Annotated in this window: 22 protein-coding genes; 8 read left to right on the forward strand and 14 right to left on the reverse strand. The window is 39.9% G+C overall.

Annotated elements, in window-relative coordinates:
* Window positions 1–6 precede the first annotated feature (6 nt).
* The 8 genes from IGI44_RS16980 to IGI44_RS17015 all read right to left on the reverse strand — a co-directional run bounded on the left by IGI44_RS16980 (window position 7) and on the right by IGI44_RS17015 (window position 7,489).
* Entirely contained in the window at window positions 7–210 is a 204-nt protein-coding gene (locus IGI44_RS16980) for a hypothetical protein (RefSeq protein ID WP_438789128.1), read from the reverse strand.
* Window positions 211–384: 174 nt separating this feature from the next.
* Complete coding sequence (locus IGI44_RS16985; protein ID WP_438789129.1) at window positions 385–1,284, reverse strand: NAD(P)-dependent oxidoreductase; 900 nt, start codon at window positions 1,282–1,284, stop codon at window positions 385–387.
* A 153-nt stretch (window positions 1,285–1,437) separates the two neighbouring features.
* Entirely contained in the window at window positions 1,438–2,265 is an 828-nt protein-coding gene (gene dapF / locus IGI44_RS16990; RefSeq protein ID WP_438789130.1) for a diaminopimelate epimerase, read from the reverse strand.
* Between the two features lie 24 nt (window positions 2,266–2,289).
* The gene (lysA, locus tag IGI44_RS16995; RefSeq protein WP_438789131.1) at window positions 2,290–3,588 is read right to left on the reverse strand and encodes a diaminopimelate decarboxylase; all 1,299 of its coding nucleotides are present in this window, start codon (window positions 3,586–3,588) and stop codon (window positions 2,290–2,292) included.
* A gap of 15 nt (window positions 3,589–3,603) precedes the next feature.
* Window positions 3,604–4,758, reverse strand: a complete 1,155-nt coding sequence (locus IGI44_RS17000; RefSeq protein ID WP_438789132.1) for a M20 metallopeptidase family protein — start codon at window positions 4,756–4,758, stop codon at window positions 3,604–3,606.
* A 262-nt stretch (window positions 4,759–5,020) separates the two neighbouring features.
* Window positions 5,021–5,254, reverse strand: a complete 234-nt coding sequence (locus IGI44_RS17005) for a DUF3343 domain-containing protein (protein WP_438789133.1) — start codon at window positions 5,252–5,254, stop codon at window positions 5,021–5,023.
* A 21-nt stretch (window positions 5,255–5,275) separates the two neighbouring features.
* Window positions 5,276–6,340, reverse strand: a complete 1,065-nt coding sequence (gene yedE / locus IGI44_RS17010; RefSeq protein ID WP_438789134.1) for a YedE family putative selenium transporter — start codon at window positions 6,338–6,340, stop codon at window positions 5,276–5,278.
* A gap of 6 nt (window positions 6,341–6,346) precedes the next feature.
* On the reverse strand, window positions 6,347–7,489 hold the full coding sequence (locus IGI44_RS17015; protein ID WP_438789135.1) for an aminotransferase class V-fold PLP-dependent enzyme: 1,143 nt from the start codon (window positions 7,487–7,489) through the stop codon (window positions 6,347–6,349).
* Window positions 7,490–7,872: 383 nt separating this feature from the next.
* On the opposite strand from IGI44_RS17015, the gene IGI44_RS17020 reads away from it, so the two are divergent.
* The 6 genes from IGI44_RS17020 to IGI44_RS17045 all read left to right on the forward strand — a co-directional run bounded on the left by IGI44_RS17020 (window position 7,873) and on the right by IGI44_RS17045 (window position 12,460).
* On the forward strand, window positions 7,873–8,508 hold the full coding sequence (locus tag IGI44_RS17020) for a hypothetical protein (RefSeq protein WP_438789136.1): 636 nt from the start codon (window positions 7,873–7,875) through the stop codon (window positions 8,506–8,508).
* A gap of 55 nt (window positions 8,509–8,563) precedes the next feature.
* Complete coding sequence (locus tag IGI44_RS17025) at window positions 8,564–8,896, forward strand: YrdB family protein (protein ID WP_438789137.1); 333 nt, start codon at window positions 8,564–8,566, stop codon at window positions 8,894–8,896.
* Between the two features lie 141 nt (window positions 8,897–9,037).
* Window positions 9,038–9,928 (forward strand): 4-hydroxy-tetrahydrodipicolinate synthase, encoded by an 891-nt coding sequence (dapA, locus tag IGI44_RS17030; RefSeq protein ID WP_438789138.1) that lies wholly within the window; start codon window positions 9,038–9,040, stop codon window positions 9,926–9,928.
* The gene (dapB, locus tag IGI44_RS17035) at window positions 9,925–10,680 is read left to right on the forward strand and encodes a 4-hydroxy-tetrahydrodipicolinate reductase (RefSeq protein ID WP_438789139.1); all 756 of its coding nucleotides are present in this window, start codon (window positions 9,925–9,927) and stop codon (window positions 10,678–10,680) included. The genes dapA and dapB overlap by 4 nt, the downstream gene beginning before the upstream one ends.
* Window positions 10,681–10,861: 181 nt before the next feature.
* Window positions 10,862–11,563, forward strand: a complete 702-nt coding sequence (gene dapD, locus IGI44_RS17040; RefSeq protein WP_438789140.1) for a 2,3,4,5-tetrahydropyridine-2,6-dicarboxylate N-acetyltransferase — start codon at window positions 10,862–10,864, stop codon at window positions 11,561–11,563.
* A 252-nt stretch (window positions 11,564–11,815) separates the two neighbouring features.
* Window positions 11,816–12,460 carry a hypothetical protein gene (locus tag IGI44_RS17045; RefSeq protein WP_438789141.1) on the forward strand — a complete coding sequence of 215 codons (645 nt, stop codon included), beginning with the start codon at window positions 11,816–11,818 and terminating at the stop codon, window positions 12,458–12,460.
* Between the two features lie 39 nt (window positions 12,461–12,499).
* Here IGI44_RS17045 and IGI44_RS17050 read toward each other — a convergent pair whose 3' ends face one another.
* Genes IGI44_RS17050 through IGI44_RS17060 form a run of 3 tightly spaced genes read right to left on the reverse strand, consistent with a single transcriptional unit; the run spans window position 12,500 to window position 14,845 of the window.
* Window positions 12,500–13,039 carry a TetR/AcrR family transcriptional regulator gene (locus IGI44_RS17050; protein ID WP_438789142.1) on the reverse strand — a complete coding sequence of 180 codons (540 nt, stop codon included), beginning with the start codon at window positions 13,037–13,039 and terminating at the stop codon, window positions 12,500–12,502.
* 46 nt (window positions 13,040–13,085) lie between these two features.
* Window positions 13,086–13,772: an ABC transporter ATP-binding protein gene (locus IGI44_RS17055; protein WP_438789143.1), complete on the reverse strand. Its 687-nt coding sequence runs from the start codon at window positions 13,770–13,772 to the stop codon at window positions 13,086–13,088.
* An 11-nt stretch (window positions 13,773–13,783) separates the two neighbouring features.
* Window positions 13,784–14,845 (reverse strand): ABC transporter permease, encoded by a 1,062-nt coding sequence (locus tag IGI44_RS17060; protein ID WP_438789144.1) that lies wholly within the window; start codon window positions 14,843–14,845, stop codon window positions 13,784–13,786.
* A 192-nt stretch (window positions 14,846–15,037) separates the two neighbouring features.
* Here IGI44_RS17060 and IGI44_RS17065 point away from each other — a divergent pair, with 192 nt between their 5' ends.
* Complete coding sequence (locus IGI44_RS17065; protein ID WP_438789145.1) at window positions 15,038–15,634, forward strand: uracil-DNA glycosylase family protein; 597 nt, start codon at window positions 15,038–15,040, stop codon at window positions 15,632–15,634.
* Window positions 15,635–15,748: 114 nt separating this feature from the next.
* On the opposite strand, the gene IGI44_RS17070 is transcribed toward IGI44_RS17065, so the two are convergent.
* Window positions 15,749–16,603 (reverse strand): NmrA family NAD(P)-binding protein, encoded by an 855-nt coding sequence (locus IGI44_RS17070; RefSeq protein ID WP_438789146.1) that lies wholly within the window; start codon window positions 16,601–16,603, stop codon window positions 15,749–15,751.
* Between the two features lie 18 nt (window positions 16,604–16,621).
* Entirely contained in the window at window positions 16,622–17,467 is an 846-nt protein-coding gene (locus tag IGI44_RS17075; RefSeq protein ID WP_438790289.1) for an SDR family oxidoreductase, read from the reverse strand.
* Between the two features lie 106 nt (window positions 17,468–17,573).
* Between IGI44_RS17075 and IGI44_RS17080 the strand changes: the two genes are divergently transcribed.
* Window positions 17,574–18,041 carry an Rrf2 family transcriptional regulator gene (locus IGI44_RS17080; RefSeq protein WP_438789147.1) on the forward strand — a complete coding sequence of 156 codons (468 nt, stop codon included), beginning with the start codon at window positions 17,574–17,576 and terminating at the stop codon, window positions 18,039–18,041.
* Window positions 18,042–18,277: 236 nt separating this feature from the next.
* On the opposite strand, the gene IGI44_RS17085 is transcribed toward IGI44_RS17080, so the two are convergent.
* Window positions 18,278–18,625: a hypothetical protein gene (locus IGI44_RS17085; protein ID WP_438789148.1), complete on the reverse strand. Its 348-nt coding sequence runs from the start codon at window positions 18,623–18,625 to the stop codon at window positions 18,278–18,280.
* Between the last annotated feature and the right edge of the window lie 24 nt (window positions 18,626–18,649).

The following is an 18,649-nucleotide window of genomic DNA, read 5'->3' on the forward strand; positions in this document are numbered from 1 at the left end:
CAATGCTTAATAGTTAAATTCATGTAGTATTTCACCAGATCGAAATACTCTACTCATCTTGACCTTTGCATAATTTGTTGCATAGCAGAGCGCTTCGCGATAAGTAGTGAATGTTTCCTCCGTCATTTCTCCAACAACCGTTTCTACCTGTACTAAGTATTGATATTCCATCTCTTTTCCCCATTTCTTTTCAATACGCGCAACCATCATTTTTTATTATCATAGCGAGTTTTCAGGGGAATTTCAATAACTTATGTAATATTATATGACATGAGATAAAAATAATTTGAAAAAAGCAACATTTCACGTGATGTTTCTTCACATATACTTGGACGTTAAAAAAGACCCAAACGACATTGCGCTTGAATCTTCATAAAATCCCCATTAATGATTTGCTTGAAATTCCTCAATATTAGCAATGACTTTTTGAGCCAAGCGAACTTTTGCCATTGAAGTCAGTCCAGCATTGGTTTTACCAGCAAAAACATTTGGCAAACCGATTACCTCTTCACCTAATCCCGCTTCAGTGTCGCTAAACGCATAGTTCCCAGGTTCAGCCAACCAATTTTTTAATGCTGGCACTTCATGAGATGGAGCAATCGATACGTTCATCAAAATTTTTCCATTACCAAATTTTTTAAATGCCGCTTCATCTAATAGAACAACATTTTTATTCAAACAGGTAATCAAGATATCTACCTTACCTAACAGCTCATCTAAGGATAAATACGTCATATCCAATTCTTTTTCAATTTCAGGTTTGCGTGTTCGACTATAATAGTTAACATCCATACCAAAAAAGTTCATAGTTTTTGCCAATAAACTGCCGACTGTTCCCATGCCCACAATACCGACTTTGACATCAGTCAATTCCATCGGTTCATCCTTCCACATCGCAGGCCCGCGACCTTGTAATAAGCGAACCAGCTCACTGATGGCATATTCCTTCACGCCTTCATCGCCATAATCACGAACACCTGTTACCACGATCCCTTTTTTCTCTGCATGGAGAATATCTACGTTCGCATTTTCTGGCGCATACAAGCTGGCGCAAATCCCAATATAACGAATATTCGGACAAGCATCCAAGACTTCCTTATCAATGAAACTGGTAAAACTCAACATTACACAATCCGCGTCATCAATTCGATCGATGATCGTTGCCGTATCCGTCGGTATGTCTTCATAAAAAATCGCTTCTTCCGCTAGCTCTTTGAGTTTTTCATCCCATTCAGGTAATAATTTGGTTGGCTCGATTGCCACCATCTTTTTAAATTTCTCCATGTCAGCCTCCTAAGTAATTCTATTCATCTCATGATACGTCCTACAAATTTCTGCGTCAATAAACAAGATTTAACCCGCAATCATCGAAAAAGTCCCTTCTAAGACTATTTATAACTAGCGTAAAAAAAGATGACCAAACTTGGCCATCCTTCTTTACGCTAAATCTTCATCTAAAATTGTTCCTTTGACGACCATATTCGTATCACCGATTAAATAAAGGTCATCCTCGACAACATTCACTTGAAGCTGTCCGCCTAAAACTTCAATCACAACTGGATCACTTTTGACCAGACCTTTTTTAGTCAACGCATACGCTGTTGAACCTGTACCGGTACCACAGGCCAAAGTGAAATCCTCTACGCCCCGTTCATAAGTACGCTCCACTACCGTTTGATCAGATAACAGATCATAGAAATTCACATTGGCGCCCTTTTCAAAAGCGGGATGATTTCTCAATTTTCTCGCAAAATCAAGGATCGATTCTAGTTCGGTCATAGCTAAGTCGGGGATGTGAACAACTAAATGTGGAATCCCTGGATTCCCCAATTCAACATAGTCGACGGTTACGGCTTTTCCATCAACCTGAATCGTTTTATCTGCTTCGAAAACGGTCGGTGAGTTCAATTGAACACGATAGGTCCGCTTGTCTAAACGTTCTGCTGGCACATTGCCTGCGATCGTTTCAATGATCATTTTTTCTTTAGCTATGCCTGTCTCAAAGGCCCAGCGCGCCACACAGCGAGCGCCATTGCCGCACATTTCGGCTTCCGATCCATCTCCATTGAAGAAGCGCGCATAAAAATCGCCAGAATCACGGGCCGCCTCTACTGCAATCAACGTATCTGCCCCAACTGAAACACGACGGGTACAAACCCGAGCCGCAAATGTCGTTAACTGGGCACTGGAAAGAGCAAGGGTTTGATTGTCAATCAAAATAAAATCATTTCCAGCACCTTGTATTTTATAAAATGGAATTTCCATTCATCCGCCTCATTTCAAGAATTTCTAGTTCAAAAATTCCGGTATTTCTTCATTTTGAATGATCTGATCCAACGTCTGTCTTTTAACGATAATTTCAACTTGACCCGCTTTGGTCAATACCACAGCTGGGATCGCTAATTTATTGTAATTACTAGCCATAGAATAGCCATAAGCCCCCGTTGAAAAAGTAGCGAACAGATCGCCTGCTTCAACCGTCGGTAAATCAATATCTTTCACCAAAATATCGGTACTTTCACAGGCTTTGCCTGACACGGTCACTTTTTCCGTTGCTTTAACATCTGCTTTGTTGGCCAAAATTCCTGTATATTCCGCTTCGTAAAGACCTGGACGAATGTTGTCGGTCATTCCGCCATCAATACTGACATATTTTCGCAATCCCGGAAGTTCTTTAATCGCACCGATTTTGTGTAAGCTGATTCCAGCTTCAGCCACAATGCTCCGGCCTGGCTCAATCACAACCGCTGGCTGCGGAAAGTTCTCCTTTTCGCAAAAAGCCAGTACTTTCTCCATCATGGGATCAGTGAAATAGCTAAAGGGTTTTGGCTGATCTGCATCCGTATAACGAACACCGAAGCCGCCGCCAAAATTCAATTCCTCAATCGTATAATAAAAACGCGCTTTCACCATTTTTACTAAATCTAAAGCAATTTCTACCGCTGCTAAGTGGGCATGATTATCAAATAATTGACTGCCTACATGGAAATGGAAGCCTAAAAAATTCACTTCTGGTGTTTCAATCGCATGTTCGATTTGCGGGAATAAAATCGTCTCATCAATCGGAATACCAAATTTTGAATCTTTTTGGCCCGTCGAAATAAATGAATGGGTTTGAACATTAACCTCCGGTGTAATACGGAACAAAACGTCTACCACTTTTTGTTTTTCTTTGGCGATTGCCGCAATCAGATCGACTTCCTGCAAGCTGTCGATAATGATTCGTCCAACACCGTAATCAATCGCCATTTCTAGCTCTTCGATTGATTTGTTGTTGCCGTTCATTTCAATATGCTCAGCGGGAAAGTCAGCTTTGATCGCCGTGTACAATTCACCGTCAGAAACAACATCTAAAGAAAAGCCTTGTTTTTCAATAATTTTTAGCATTGCTAATGTTGAAAAAGCTTTACTAGCAAAGGCCACTCGAACGTTCTCATATTTTTCAACAAAATCCCGTTGCAGCTCTTGGCACTTCTTTTCAATCATAGTTTGCGAAAACACGTATAGCGGTGTTCCAAATTTCTCTGCTAAAGCAACAGTATCGCAGCCATCCCACATTAAATGACCATTTTTTGTTTCAATTTCCATTATAAGCCCCCTCAATTAATTATCGTTTAATCCGGCAATCAAATTCACATAAGTTTGAATTCCTAGTAAGAGATTCACTTCATCAAATTTCATTTTTCCACTATGGAGCGGATACGTATAGCCCTTCTCTTCATCACGAATTCCTAAGAAGAAAAACATTCCCGGAATTTCTTGCTGATACCAAGAAAAATCTTCTGCAATTAAATACGGCGGTGTTTCCACATAATAATCCGCGGCAACCTTTTCTAGCTTCTTCACCATTTCAGCATCATTATCGACCACTCGATACATATGATTGAAATCAACCACTGCCTCACAGCCGTAGCCTTTAGCGATTTCTCCGGCGACTAATTTGGTCCGTCGAACGACTTCATCATATACTGCATCATCAAAGGCCCGCATCGTTCCATGTAAAACAACTTCCTTAGCAACGATATTCATCGCCTCTCCACCATGGATCGTCCCAAAGGTCAACACTACATTATCTAGTGGTCCGATATTTCGAGCTAAAATACTATTCAACCCAGTAATCACACCGCCAGCAGCAACAATTGCATCTTCTCCGAGCTGTGGCTGTGCCCCATGTGTGCTAACTCCCTTGATTGTGATGGTCACCTCGGCATTACGTGCCATCATTGGCCCTGGCCGACAAGAAATTTTCCCTGCTGGAAGATCGGGAAAGACATGCAGTCCCACGATTTCTTCTACCCCTAGCTTTTGTAAAATACCGGACTTCATGATTAATTCCGCTCCGCCCGGTCCTTCTTCAGCCGGCTGAAAGACAAAGACAAGGGTTCCTTGAATTTTTTCCGGATGCTTATGTAAAAAGGCAATAAAACCTAGTAGAGTAGCCATATGTCCGTCGTGACCACAGGCGTGCATTTTGCCAGGCGTTTTTGAAGCAAATTCATAGCCCGTTTGTTCTTCTACTGGCAGCGCATCAATATCTGAGCGAAAGGCCAACGTTTTACCCGGCTTGGTTCCGCGCAAGACGGCAATCGTACCTGTTTCAATGACTTCATACGTCTCAGTGACACCAAAGGTTGCCAACTTTTTTCGAATATATGCTGCCGTTTGTTTCTCCTGCAAACCTAGTTCAGGAATCTGGTGCAATTCGCGGCGCATGGTAGTGACTAATTCTTCTAATTCTTTGACCTTCGTATCAATCATCGTCTCACTCATTTCGTAAAAATTCTTAGAATCCTGTTTTTTAGATTAGAAATTCATTGATAGTTTCTCATATTATAGTATAGATTGCATCAACGGTCATTAATTTGTTTTTGAAATTTTCAAAGTTATTGAAAAAAATACACCTATTTCAAAAATAGGCGTATCTTTTTTAACAGTATTATTTTGCTCTTATCACAATCGAATGACTCTACAACATGGGATCAATCAAATAGAACACCTGAATTTGATCAGGTTCTTTTTTTTATAAGCTAATTTTTACGACTTCACAAGAAAGCACCGCTGCATGCCGCTGGACAAGTTCTTGAATTTGTTGTTCAAGAAGAACTTCCGAACGCCACGCAATGCCACAGCCAGCGGAAAGCTTTCGCGGGATCGGCATCAAACGACCTTCTATCTTCGCTGGCTTACATAAATCAGCAAACTGTAAGGCGTCATATTCTGTTTCGAAAGTAACGATCATCCATTCTTTTGACATGATAACTTGCCCCTCACTTGTTTAATTTGCGGAAGAACGCAGCCTTTTCTCTAAATTGGTAAAGGCAATGATAAATAGTAATACAATAGATAAAATGACTGCGATTCGACCAAAACTAGTGGTTCCTTCTGCCGAAGAAGCCAAGCCAAAGTTATGAGCAAAAGCTGCACCCACTAACATTCCAATCACTGTTACTCCGGCATCCGAAGAACCTTGACCCGTCAAAATTAACTGACGAAGCGGACAACCACTAAGCAATACTCCAGCAAAGCCAACCACATACAAACCAAGAATATTCCAAAGATGTTCGGTATGCGCAATGGGCTGATTCACAAAGCTTAAATGAAAATTCCCTGTCGCAAAGTTATAAATTAAAACAACAACGAATAAAGTCAGCACACCAGTGATTCGATTAAAATTCTTCATTAAAAAGATATCACGAATACTACCAGAAAAACAAATTGCGGATAATTGTGCCAAGCCACCAAAGATTAACCCGCCGATCAATGAAATCATTACCGGTGCGTGCATACTTCCTGGACCTTCTTTGCTTACGACAAACAATGATGGAACGATCAAAAATAAAACAAATAAAGCTAAAAAGAAGCCTGGAACCATAAGGCCGCTAGTTGTTTTCGTATCCTGTGGTTTCCCCAAAGTATAACCCTGCTTCAAAAAGAGGCTGCCCGTCAATACCCCGCCAACAAAACCAATCAAGCCAACATAGGCATTCAAATCGCCACCGCTCATTCTAAGAATCATACGAAGCGGACAACCTAGAAAAACCAATGCACCGATCATCATCATGAAACCTAGTAAAAAACGCGTTCCAGTAGAAGAACCGCTTCTTGCTTTAAACTCTTTACGTGGAATCGCCATTAGCATCGCACCAAAAATAATTCCAATAATTTCTGGTCTTAGGTATTGAACGGGCGGAGCCCCATGAAGCTTGGTTGATCCAGCAATATCACGAATAAAACAAGCCACACAAATTGCCATATTTGCAGGATTACCAAAGTAGGCCAGTAAAATAGCGATGAGACCAAATCCCAACCCAACTGTTAAGTACATCTTTTTATCTGCCATTGAATATTACCCCTTTTGACTAATTTTTTGTAAAGCCTTAACTGCTTCCAAAATCTCATGTTCAGTCGTAAAGGAGGAAAAACTAAAACGAACAACTCCTCGTTCCTTCGTTCCCAGCGCCTCATGCATCAACGGGGCACAATGACCACCGGAACGCGTGGCAATTCCATAATCATGAGCCAACAAATCGCTGATTTCTGCAGAATCTCTATTACCAAGATTCACTGACACGATCGGACAACGATTCTTCGTTGTAAAATCGCCATAGACAATCAGATCATTGATTTTTGACACTTCTTCATAAAAAAACTGGGTCAAATAGTTAGTTCTCTTGTTCAATTTTTCGATTGTCTGTTCCAAAATATAGTCGACACCAGCACCTAGTCCAGCAATTCCATGGCCATTCAATGTCCCCGCCTCTAAAGCCGTTGGAAAAATCCCTGGATGCTGCGAATTAAATGTATCAATCCCGCTTCCGCCAACCTTCAGTGGACGCACTGAAATTCCTGGACGCACATACAATCCGCCGGTTCCCTGCGGTCCATAGAGACTTTTGTGCCCAGTAAAACAAAGCAGATCAATATTTAACGCTTGTACATCAATTGGCAGTATCCCTGCCGATTGGGAAGCGTCAACAATCAAATGAAGGTCCTTTTCCCGGCAAATTAAGCTAATTTTCTCCAAATCTACTATATTGCCGGTTACATTGGATGCATGAGTAACAATCATTGACTTTGTATTCTCTTTTACTGCCACACTAAAATCAGCATAATTTAATCGGCCCTTTTCATCAGCTGGGATGATCGTTAACTCCAAGCCCTTCTCTTGTTGCAATCGATAAAGCGGACGCAAAACAGAATTGTGCTCTAAAGCAGTTGTGATGACATGATCCTTCCCTGTGTGTAAGCCTTCGATCGCTTGGTTTAGACTTTCTGTCGCACCTGAAGTAAGTACGATTTGTCGTGCCTGCTCTCCATTGAATAACCGACACAACGAACGGCGCGTCTGAAAAATCACCTCAGATGACCTCAAGGAATCCTCATGAACGCCACGTCCAGAATTCCCAAATTGATGCAACGCAGCAATTACTGCCTCAACCACTACATCAGGTTTCTTTAAAGTTGTTGCGGAGTTGTCTAAATAAATCATTGCTATTTCTCCTCTTATTGTGAACAATTTTCCCTAAGATTAGGGAAAGACGCCATTGAGTAGGAAACATTTTGCGCTTCTTAGAAACTTCTAAGTATGAACTTGTTCACATTCATGTAAAAGCAGTCATAATTTCCTGCATCGTTCCCACCCCCCTAGTATTTCACAACAAAAGCAGCATCGTTCAACAAATCACAATTCAAGTGTAGCGGATAATAAGAACCGCTGTAAAGAGCTAAATTGCGGAGCGTCTTTTTTGAAATCTAAAGTTTTACAAATACTCCGAATCTTTCTCATTGTTTACTTTGGATTTATTCATTTTATTGGTGAATATCTCTTAACTACTTGATACACTATATAAAAAGATACTTGGAGGAACCAAATTGGAAAAAGAAAAAAAGATTTTGCCAGTCGATTTTTTATGGTTGGCACTCTATGCATTTGCAGGGTTTAGTTTGGAATTAATTCTCGGGATGGTCATCAGTGGATTGAGTTTAGTTTTAAGCGCTGTGTTGACGGCAATTTTATGGTCAGCCGTCTCTCTTTTCTTGATTTATTATGCGAAGAGTCGCTTTCACTTTGATGTTTTTAGCATTTCTCGGCCGCTGGAAAAGAAAAACCTTGTACTAATTGTCAGCTTAGTATTTGCTGTGATTGTGGTTTCTACAATCGGCTTTGGCGGGTTTAAACCAGTTGTCGAATTCAATGGTGAACTAAATAAAAGTATGGTCGCCTTTAGTGTTCGCCTACTCTATTATTTCGCCGAATGTAGCTTAATTGTATTAGTGATTGCGTTTGGTCAGAAATTTTTCGAGTCTCAATTTAGGCTATCGGAGCGATTTCCTAGTGGAGGATTATTACTTGCGATCACTTGGGGGCTGATTCATTTTCTACTTCAAGGATTTAGTGGTGGGTTGTATACGATCTTTTTTTCAATAGTCGCCGGATGTCTCTATCTTCTTTGTCAAAAAGATATTCGCTGGACTTATCTTTTCGTGGCGATCGCATTTATACTTTAATCAACTCGATAAATGGGTATTTTATTTAAATTAAAATTCATTGGAGGTTGTCCCCTTGTCTAGTATTATCTTAGGTATTCGCTTTTTATTAGAAGTTGTAACCGTCGGAGGAATTGTCAGTGGAACTTTTATCAAAAAAAACCTGTATCAAAAAATAATCTTTGCTACGTTAGCGATAATTATTACATTTGTCTGGGCGAAATACGGTGCTCCCAAGTCTCCGACAGTCCTGACTGGAAATGCAAAACTAATCCTAGAACTTATCGTTTATTCGCTAGGAACTTTTGCGTATTTCGGGCTCTTTGGCCCCAAGATCGGCACCATTTATTTAGTGATCGCCAGTCTCAATCTATGGTTCATATACCGATTAAACTTACAAGGACATTAGGCGTCCTTGTTTTTTTGACTATTCCTGATTAAAAATTTCATGAGATTTTCGTTGGCAGGCACTCATAATTAAGATATAATTCTACTATTAAAGACCTTTTTACAGGGACTTTGAAAAAAATTGAAGAAGGAGTTGTTTCCCTTGAGAATATTTGAAGGATCTGGTGTTGCTCTAGTTACGCCCATGAAAGCCGATGGTGCTGTTGATTATAAGAAGTTAGAGGAGCTTGTTGAGTGGCAAATCAGCGAAGGAACCGACGCAATCATCGCTTGCGGAACTACTGGCGAAGCCTCCACATTGGCCAATGATGAACATATTGCTGTAATCGAGACAGTCGTCAAAAAAGTCAATGGACGAATCCCAGTCATTGCAGGAACCGGCGTAAACGACACGCAGCATGCCATCGAATTATCGACAGGTGCTGAGAAAGTTGGTGCCGACGCTCTATTGATTGTGACTCCTTATTATAATAAAGCCTCAGATGAAGGCCTCTTTTTACATTACCAAAAAATTGCAGAGAGCGTGAACTTGCCGATTATTTTATATTCTGTGGCCTCACGTACCAATATGAATATCACTCCACAAATGGTGAAACGATTAAGCGAAATTCCTAATGTCGTTGCGATCAAGGAAGCTAGCGGAAATATCTCGCAAATTGCTGATATTGCCCGTTTGATGCCAGAAGATTTCACGATCTATTCTGGAAATGATGATCAAGTCTTACCAATCATGGCTCTTGGTGGAAAAGGTTCTATTTCAACCATTGCCAATATTGCTCCACGGCAAACCCATGAATTGACGCAAGCCTTATTAGATGGCGACTTTTCAAAAGCAAAAGAACTTCAATTGGCACAGATTCCATTAATCCATGCCATTTTCTGCGAAGTAAATCCTATTCCAGTCAAAACTGGTGTGGGGCTATTAGGAAAAATTGAACCAAACTTCCGCCTTCCTCTTTCAGCGGCGAAAGCAGAAACTGTAGAAGGTTTGAAAAAGGAAATGGCTGCTTATGGTTTGGAGGTTGCTAAATGATTGATATTATCTTAAACGGCGCCAATGGCCGCATGGGACAAGTCCTACAAGCCATGATCGCTCAGCAACAAAATATGCAAGTCGTTGCGGGAATTGATCGCGAGGTCTTCAAAGCAGACTTCCCTACTTTTCAAACAATCGCCGATTGTCAGGTACATGCAGACGTAGTCATTGACTTTTCACACTATACCGCAGTTCCGGCTGTTCTAGATTATTGTGGAGAAAAGAAAATTCCAGTTGTTGTAGCCACGACCGGGCTGACTGATGAAGTAAAAGAACAACTAGCTAAAACGGCAGAACAAACAGCGGTCTTCTTTTCAGCCAATATGTCTTTAGGAATTAATCTTTTGGCAAAAGCAATTCGCGAGATCACACCAGTCTTAGAGGATGAATTCAATATTGAAATCGTGGAAAAACACCACAATCAGAAAAAGGATTCTCCAAGCGGCACTGCCCTCTTATTGGCCGATGCGGTCAATGATGCGGTGAAAGAAAAGAAAACCTATATCTATGGGCGCCATGGCAATGATTTAGAAAATCCTTTATCAGAATTAGGCATCCATGCTGTTCGCGGCGGTACGATTCCCGGTGAACACACGGTAATCTACGCTGGACCTGACGAAGTGATCGAGTTGAATCATTTGGCTTTATCGCGAAATATTTTTGCTAGCGGAGCAGTGAAAGCTGCAAAATATATCAGTGACAAGTCCACTGGTTTATACGATATGGAAAAATTGATCGATGAAAAATAATAATTAAAAAAATGACTGTCAGTCCAACTTTTGGCAGTTACAATTGAATTTTTATTAAGTCATGAATCATTGATTAATTTTAATTCAAGATCTTTAGTTGGATGATATACGTGGCGAAAATAAAACGTATTTTTCGCCTTTTGAAAAATAATTACCTTAGTATGAGATAGGAGCAGATTCAATGACTTTAACCGATCCTTATGAAATTGCAAAATATATTAAGAATGCCGAAAAAATGACTCCTGTAAAAGCCTATGTTCAAGGCGATTTAGCAGGCATCACCAAAGAAAAAGTTCAGTTTTTCGGTCAAGAACAAACCTGGATCTTGATTGGTGAAAGTCAAGCGGTACAAGAGGTTTTAAACGAAAATCAAGCAAAAATCAGTGATGTGCATGTAGAGAACGATCGCAGAAATTCAGCAATCCCAATGCTGGATATCTCAACGGTCAATGCACGGATCGAACCAGGCGCGTTGATCCGTGACCGTGTAGAGATCGGTGATAAAGCCGTCATTATGATGGGGGCAATCATTAATATCGGTGCATCCATCGGTGAAAGCACCATGATCGACATGGGTGCGATTCTTGGCGCACGTGCAACGGTCGGGAAACATGCCCATATCGGAGCCGGCGCCGTGTTGGCTGGTGTCCTTGAGCCACCTAGTGCTTCCCCTGTTGTTGTAGAAGATAATGTTTTAATTGGTGCCAATGCGGTTGTTTTAGAGGGGGTCCGTATCGGGAAAGACGCCGTTGTTGCAGCGGGAGCGGTCGTTACTAAAGATGTGCCTGCTGGTGCGGTTGTTGCTGGTACACCCGCCAAGATTATCAAAATGAGGGATGAGATTGATCCTGGCAAAACCGAATTCTTAGATGACTTAAGATAAACGAAAAAGAGTCTCTGTCACTTTCATTTGGAAATGACGAGATTCTTTTTTTACTCTCTATTTATAAACAGCCTGCTATCATTTGACAAAATCAAAGCATTTTTTGAAATCTACACAGGATATTTGAATGGAATGTCGTTTTTTTAATTGAAATAACCTCTTTTATCGTATTCTTACTGATTTTTTTACGAAGTATGCTATAATACTATCGGATTAGAACAACTCTTAAAAGAAAGCGACTGAATTATACTCGTGAATTTAAAAAGTATCAAAAAATCAATCAAAAATCGTAACAAACAAATCAGCAAAACCTTTGCTCAAGTGGAAAGTACACTTGCCGACCACATCCACAGTGATGTAAAAATTTATTTTGACAAAGTAAATACACATCAAATTCATCTTGATGAAAAAACACCTGACGGTAAGACACGTCATATCCAAAGTGCAGAGCACGATCATTCATTTAAAGAGTTAGTTGATTCACATATTAAGAAACCGCAAACCAACACATTGAATCAATTAACCAACAGTATTTACAATTTATGGTCAGAAAGCTTTAAAACTGAAGCACCTGCTGCCGAGCGTGAAGATACGGATAAAGCAGCAGAACTGGCTCAAGATATCTTGGCGGACGTGGTCAAAGAACCTGCGAGCACAGCGGTAACTGCGGAACAAGCTGACGCGTTAAATCAATCGTTGAAATCAAAAGCAAACTACTCTGCTGAATGGTCGGATGCTGATAAAACGATCGAAGTCTTCTATAACCCACCAAAAAAAGACCGTCAATTATTAGCGACGGTCGCAGCAGATCAAACAATTACTTATACGGACGCACTAAATACTAAACGCGTTATGAAAAAAGAATTACCTGATATGATCGCAGCAGTTTTAGCATAGTCAAAACCCATCGTCCAAAATGACGATGGGTTTTTAAGTTTATTTCTTTAGTACCCCGTGGAAAAAAAGCTGAATAGCTTGCTCCAAATCTTCTTGACGCACCTCTGCGGGTGAGTCCAAATAAGCCGATATCAAAATAAACAATTGACGAACAGCAAAATTCGGATCGACGGAGGTCCTTATCTGAGCCTCCCCTTCAAATAGGTTAAGAAACGGCTGCTTATAAGATTCCTGCCACAGTGAAAATAATTGTTTGGCTGTTTCAGGATTCAACGTATGCTGAATATCGTGCATCATCATAAACAAGCTAAAGGGGTGCCTTTGTTGCAAATAGAAGGCCATCGCTAAGATTTTCTCCTCAAAATTGGTATTTATCTCAGCTAATTCTGTTAGGTTTTTCCCAACTTCTCTTGCTAGGCGCTGCATGACTTGGAAGTAAATTTCCTCCTTATTTTTGAAATGATAATAAATATTGGGTTGGGTAATGTCAAGAATTTTCGCGATTTGCCGAGTAGACGTGTCATTGTATCCCTGTTTCATAAATAATTCTTCGGCAACATCTAAAATCTCTTCATACATGGAATCGCCTCTTTTTTCTTTGATACGACTATTATACGCGATAATCCTACTTATTCTCTTCTGAAATATTCTTTTCTGTTAATATCCCATCTTTCATTTCCAAAATTCGATCACAGAATTTCACCAAACGAGTATCATGGGTAACCATGATCGTTGCTTTATTCTTTTCTTTTGTCTCTTTGGCTAAAATTTTCACGACTTCATACGCCTTTTCGGAATCTAAACTAGCGGTTGGTTCATCGGCTAAAATAATTGTCGGATCATGATACAACGCCCGGGCAATTGCGACCCGTTGACGTTCCCCTCCAGAAAGATCTTCCGGATATTTATTTGCTAAGCTAGCGATTCCCAACTGCTCAAACAAGTTAGTTGCTACTTCTGTATTGTTATTCTTATTCACTTTATCAACCAATTTCAGTTGCTTTTTAACCGTTAAAAATGGGACGAGATTAGAGGCTTGTAAAATAAAGCCAATTTCTTTAAAACGTAATTTTGCTCGCTCTTTTTCTTTCTTCTCACTGAAGTCTTCATCATTAATCAACACTTCGCCTTTTGATGGTGATTGTAGTCCTCCGGCAATCGTCAGAAATGTACTTTTCCCGGAACCAGAAGGACCGATGATCGCAACAAATTCTCCTTTTTCTACAGAAAAATTGGTTTCCTTCAGTGCCTCAATCGTTGAATCGCCATCTTTAAACGATTTTTCTACCTGTTTAAATTCAATTGCACTCATGTTTCTTCCCCCTATCCGATTGCTTTTAGTGGATCGATTTTAACGATGGTTCGTACTGAGAAAAACGCACCAATCAATGCGACTAAGATCATTAACACGCTGATTCCACCAAAGAACAGCATATTTACTTGGAACGGAACGGCATCCGGTAGTATCAGCGCGGTTCCTAGTGTCGCAGCCAATCCAATCACCACTCCGACAGTTGCCAATAAGAACGTTTGAGCGATTACGGAGTTAGAAATATAACGACTAGAAATTCCCTGGGCCTTCATAACACCAAAAATTTCCGCTTTTTGCATGGTCAGCACGTAAATAAAAATTCCTATGACGATCGCAGCAATCACAATCAAGAAACCGATCATAAAACCAAAGGTTAAAACTTGTGCGCTATATCCAGGCAACTCATTGATAAAGCTCTTAATACTCGTTTTTTCTAAATCATCTGGAATTGAGTCCACCTTGCCTCGGGTAATAATGGCATTGATTCTGGTATTCTCACTTGTTCCCTGCGTTTCAAACCGAATTTCTTGGTAAGCGCCAATGGTCGTATATAGGACGGGCGCAACATTGAACTTCGCATTGTCGGTGAAGCCGACGATTTTCAATGTTTTATCATTCCCTGCCATTTTAACTGTTTCACCGAGTTTTAAATCATATTCATCCTTCAATGAGCTATCTGCTACGGCTTCGTCATCCGAAGAAAACATTTTGCCACTGGTCAGCTTTGGTGCTAAAAATTGATCCTTATCGATCCCCAAAAAGCTGACATCAATTTTTTCTCCACTGTCCCCTTTTATGACTCCCGCTGTTTGAGCAAGATAGGCTTTTTCATCCGCCTTGACATCATCAAAGGTTTTCAAAGGAATCATCGACATATTTAAGTTGTTATTCGCTTCTTCCGTAAGCAAAATAGTATCAGCATTCCACTTGTCTACCGCTGTTCGATTATCCTGTGCCAGCCCATAGGCTAAACCAGTCAGAAAGAACACCAGATAGGCAATCAAAAACATGACACCCATCACTAACGTATAGCGTAATTTTGAGTGCTTAATTTCATTAATTGCTAGAAACATAAAAAAGACCTCCACTTATCACTTGATAAAATTACCGTAACACGATTTATTTTTGAAAGAAAATTATTTGCTTAGCAAGTGATAAGTGAATCATTGGCAGTCACTATGACTCATGTGTAATAACCACTCTGGTAAACTGGACATTCCCTGTCAAGATTTATCTTGTATACTAGATATAAAGGAGGTCAAAATATGAACATCAAACAAGAAATTGAACAATCCGTTGGTAGCAATAATCACGTTCAATTAAACAACATTGAAATTGATCCAAAATCGATAAAAGCGCTTATGATAAATGAGGTTGTTCCTGCCGATCCTCAAAATGATTTTTACGGTTCAGAAAATGCCGCTTACATGGAAACCACCATTCCATTATTTCGACAAGCCGGTATCGATGTTTCCACCATTCAAGAAATTTTAGCACAGGGCATTTATCTAACCAATGCGATCAAGTTCCCTAAATCAGAAACGACCATTGATAATGATAGTATTGAGAAAAGTTTGCCCTATTTGGAAAAGGAATTAACACTTTTTCCAAATGTTCAAGTAATCATGCTAATGGGCGATGTTGCAAAAAAATGCTTTAACCGAATCACTAAAAAGGCGACAAAAAGAAATGCTGTCCCTGCCATCTCCACCTATAAAATCCGAAAAACTGAACTCTACTATCAAAATATTCGAATCATGCCCTCCTACATCATGACGGGTAAAAATATTTTGATTGAAAAATCAAAGGTTCAAATGGCTGCAGAGGATCTTGCTAGTATGCTTGAGATAATCTCTAAATAAATTAAATAGCCGAACACGCCTTCACTTTCATTCCAGAAAGTAAAAGCGTGTTCGGCTTTCATTTTGTAACGTATTTTCTCGAAAAACTTTACAAATTACTAGCAGCTATTCCAATCATCCTTTGTAGTGCTTGGATAAAAATGTTCGCATGTACATCGGTGTATGCCCAGTAATTCTTTCAAAATCATCAGTAGTCGCCCTTAGCATTCCCAGAGCCCCTCCATGATACATGGAGGCTAACTCATCCCCATCATCCGGATAAATTTCCGCGAATTTCGTTAGAATGACCGGCTGATAGCCAATCTTCTCGCCAGTAACTTCACTCATGATTTCACTTAGTTCTATCATCGAGTAATTCTCCAGTTGGCTTAGTAAATAGCTCTGCCCACTATCTCTGAGGCTAGGCGTTACAGCCAGTTTTGCTAGGGCTTCTGCACTGTTGTCTAAAGAAATAAACGATAACTTCTCTTTACCGATTGGATAGATAATCTTTCCCCGTTCGATCAATTCAGGTAAATAAGGAATCAAAGGGTCCGCATATAACGTGTTTTTGACAATTGTATAGGCTAGTTCAGCCCCCGCTAAGCGTCTTGATGCATAACCATAATAAGGTGACATTGTAAAAGGATTCTTTTCTTGATCAGCAAAGAAGCTGACAAAAATTATTTTTGTGACCTTCGCATTACGCATAGCCACCAAGGTATTTTCTAATTCAAGTACGCGTTGAACAACATCGTAGGTTTTGCTGGGAATGTAGATTAGTAAATCAATCCCCTGCAAGGCTTCCGTCATGATTCCAATGCCTGAATACTCAATCTGTTTCACAGTGATTGCTTTTTCCTGTAAGCTTTTAGCCTTTTCCATCGAATGAACAAGCGCAACAATCTCTTCCACATGTACCAATCCGGCTAGCTCGTTTATGACACGGCTGCCTAAATTTCCAGTAGCGCCAGATACAGCATAGTGCATTCTTTTCCATTCCTTCCTTTAATCAAGAAGCTCTTTAAGGCCTGCTTCTATACTCCGTAGTGGTCTTCCTAAGGCCTTTTCAAAATCCGTAGAAGTAACATCTAATTGATCATTTTTAATATCATATTGAAAGGTTAAGAATATCTCTGCGACTGATTCAGGCACCCCGTTAGCAACTAAGTTAGCAATAAAGCCTTGATCATCTGAGCTTATTATGTCAACCGTTTTTCCTGTTGCAGTTTCTAAAGCTTTCGCTAAAACTTGATAATCTACAGGTTTACCGGATAACTCAAGAATTGCTGGAAAATCTGCACCCAAAAGAGCTTTTACAGCAACCTCTGCGTATTCTTTTTTCAGTGCCCACCCAGTCTTACCGTTTCCAGCCGCATAAACAAATTTCCCGCTATTCAGAGCCGCTTCTACTAATGGCAGCTCATTTTCTAAATACCAATTATTACGTAAAAACGTATGTGGGATGCCTGTTTTTTCAATCAATCGTTCTGTAAAAAGATGGTCTGCTGCTAAAGGACTAGTCGCTTTATCCGCCTTAGCAAAACTTGTATAAGCGATATAAGATACACCCGCTTCTTTAGCCGCTTCTACTACATTTGCATGCTCCTGCTGACGATTTCCAGGTGCACCGGAAACAAACAACAACCGATCCACCCCTTCAAGCGCTCTTTCCATAGAATCCTTATCTCCATAATCGCCAACTCGAACATTTATACCCGCTTTTTTTAATGCAGCGGCCTTAGTTTCACTTCGAACCATGGCAAAAATATTCTCGGTCGGCACATTCTCTTTCAGAAACTCTAACGCATAGTTGCCAAATCCACCGGTTGCTCCTGTTACTAAATAATTCATATCCTCTACCCCTTTTCGTTTGCTGTACATTTATAATTTACACCTATAATCATAAGTAGTATGATAAGATATGTCAAGAAAGAAAATTACAAAAGGAGCTGAGGTCATGAAATACTCGCTACAATTCAGTGATGCCATCCATATCCTTGCTTATATCGAAATCTGCAAAGGAACTGACACGCTGTCCAGTGAGATGATTGCTAGAAGTGTGGAAACAAATCCAGCAAATGTTCGAAAAATCATGAGCCAACTAAAAAAAGCTGGACTAATCCTCACCCAAATTGGCAAGCCAAACCCTACTCTAGCCAAATCACCTGACGAAATAACTTTGTTAGAAATATATAAAAGTATCGAAGGCAACACCAACTTAATTCAAATAGATCCAAAAACAAATCCAAATTGTATCGTTGGCGCAAATATTCAAGAAGTACTAAGCGAAAAATATACTGAGCTGCAAAAAAAAGTTGAAGAAGAAATGAATGAGATTACACTTGATACCTTAATTCATAAGATCGCCCAGCTAGAACTTGAAAAAAGACCCGAAAATAGGAAGCTAGTTCAAGACTTTTTATAAGTATGAAAATAAGTGGGTTTCCTATGATATAGGAAACCCACTTATTTTGAATACTCTATTTCACATTTTACTCATTCAAGCATCATTACTACGATTGCTTTATACGCTTTAACGCATCTTTAGAACCCGAAAACAACTGCCTACATCAAACAATTGCAGAAAGAAATTAATACTAACAAAACAATGAAGCGTCTACCGTTTAAAAGTGCACATGCTTAAAGCTTGTGTCCTAAATTTTAGATACGCCGACTCATTTGAAGGACAGCCACTTCACGGCGAATATCTTCTAAAACTTCATCTCCAAAAATACTAGAAGGAACCATGATTCGTTTACTGATTTTCTCAAAATCAATCACATGCCGCAGTTGTTCAGGAATCAAATAAATCGTATCATCATCGAACTTCTTGATATTGTCTAGAAAGTTTGACTTAACCAAATAATTATTACCAAAATACTCCTGCATCCGATTGACCGGTTCACGATACTGAGAAAGTACAAACATCCGACTATCAGGACTGCTTACCACAGTAGAAGGTAAAATAAACATCACTTTTTGTTTTTGATACTCTTCGCTATTCCCCATCTTTTTCTCTCCTTTAACCTTTCC

The organism is Enterococcus sp. DIV0756 (assembly GCF_051710745.1).
Classification (GTDB): domain Bacteria; phylum Bacillota; class Bacilli; order Lactobacillales; family Enterococcaceae; genus Enterococcus_A.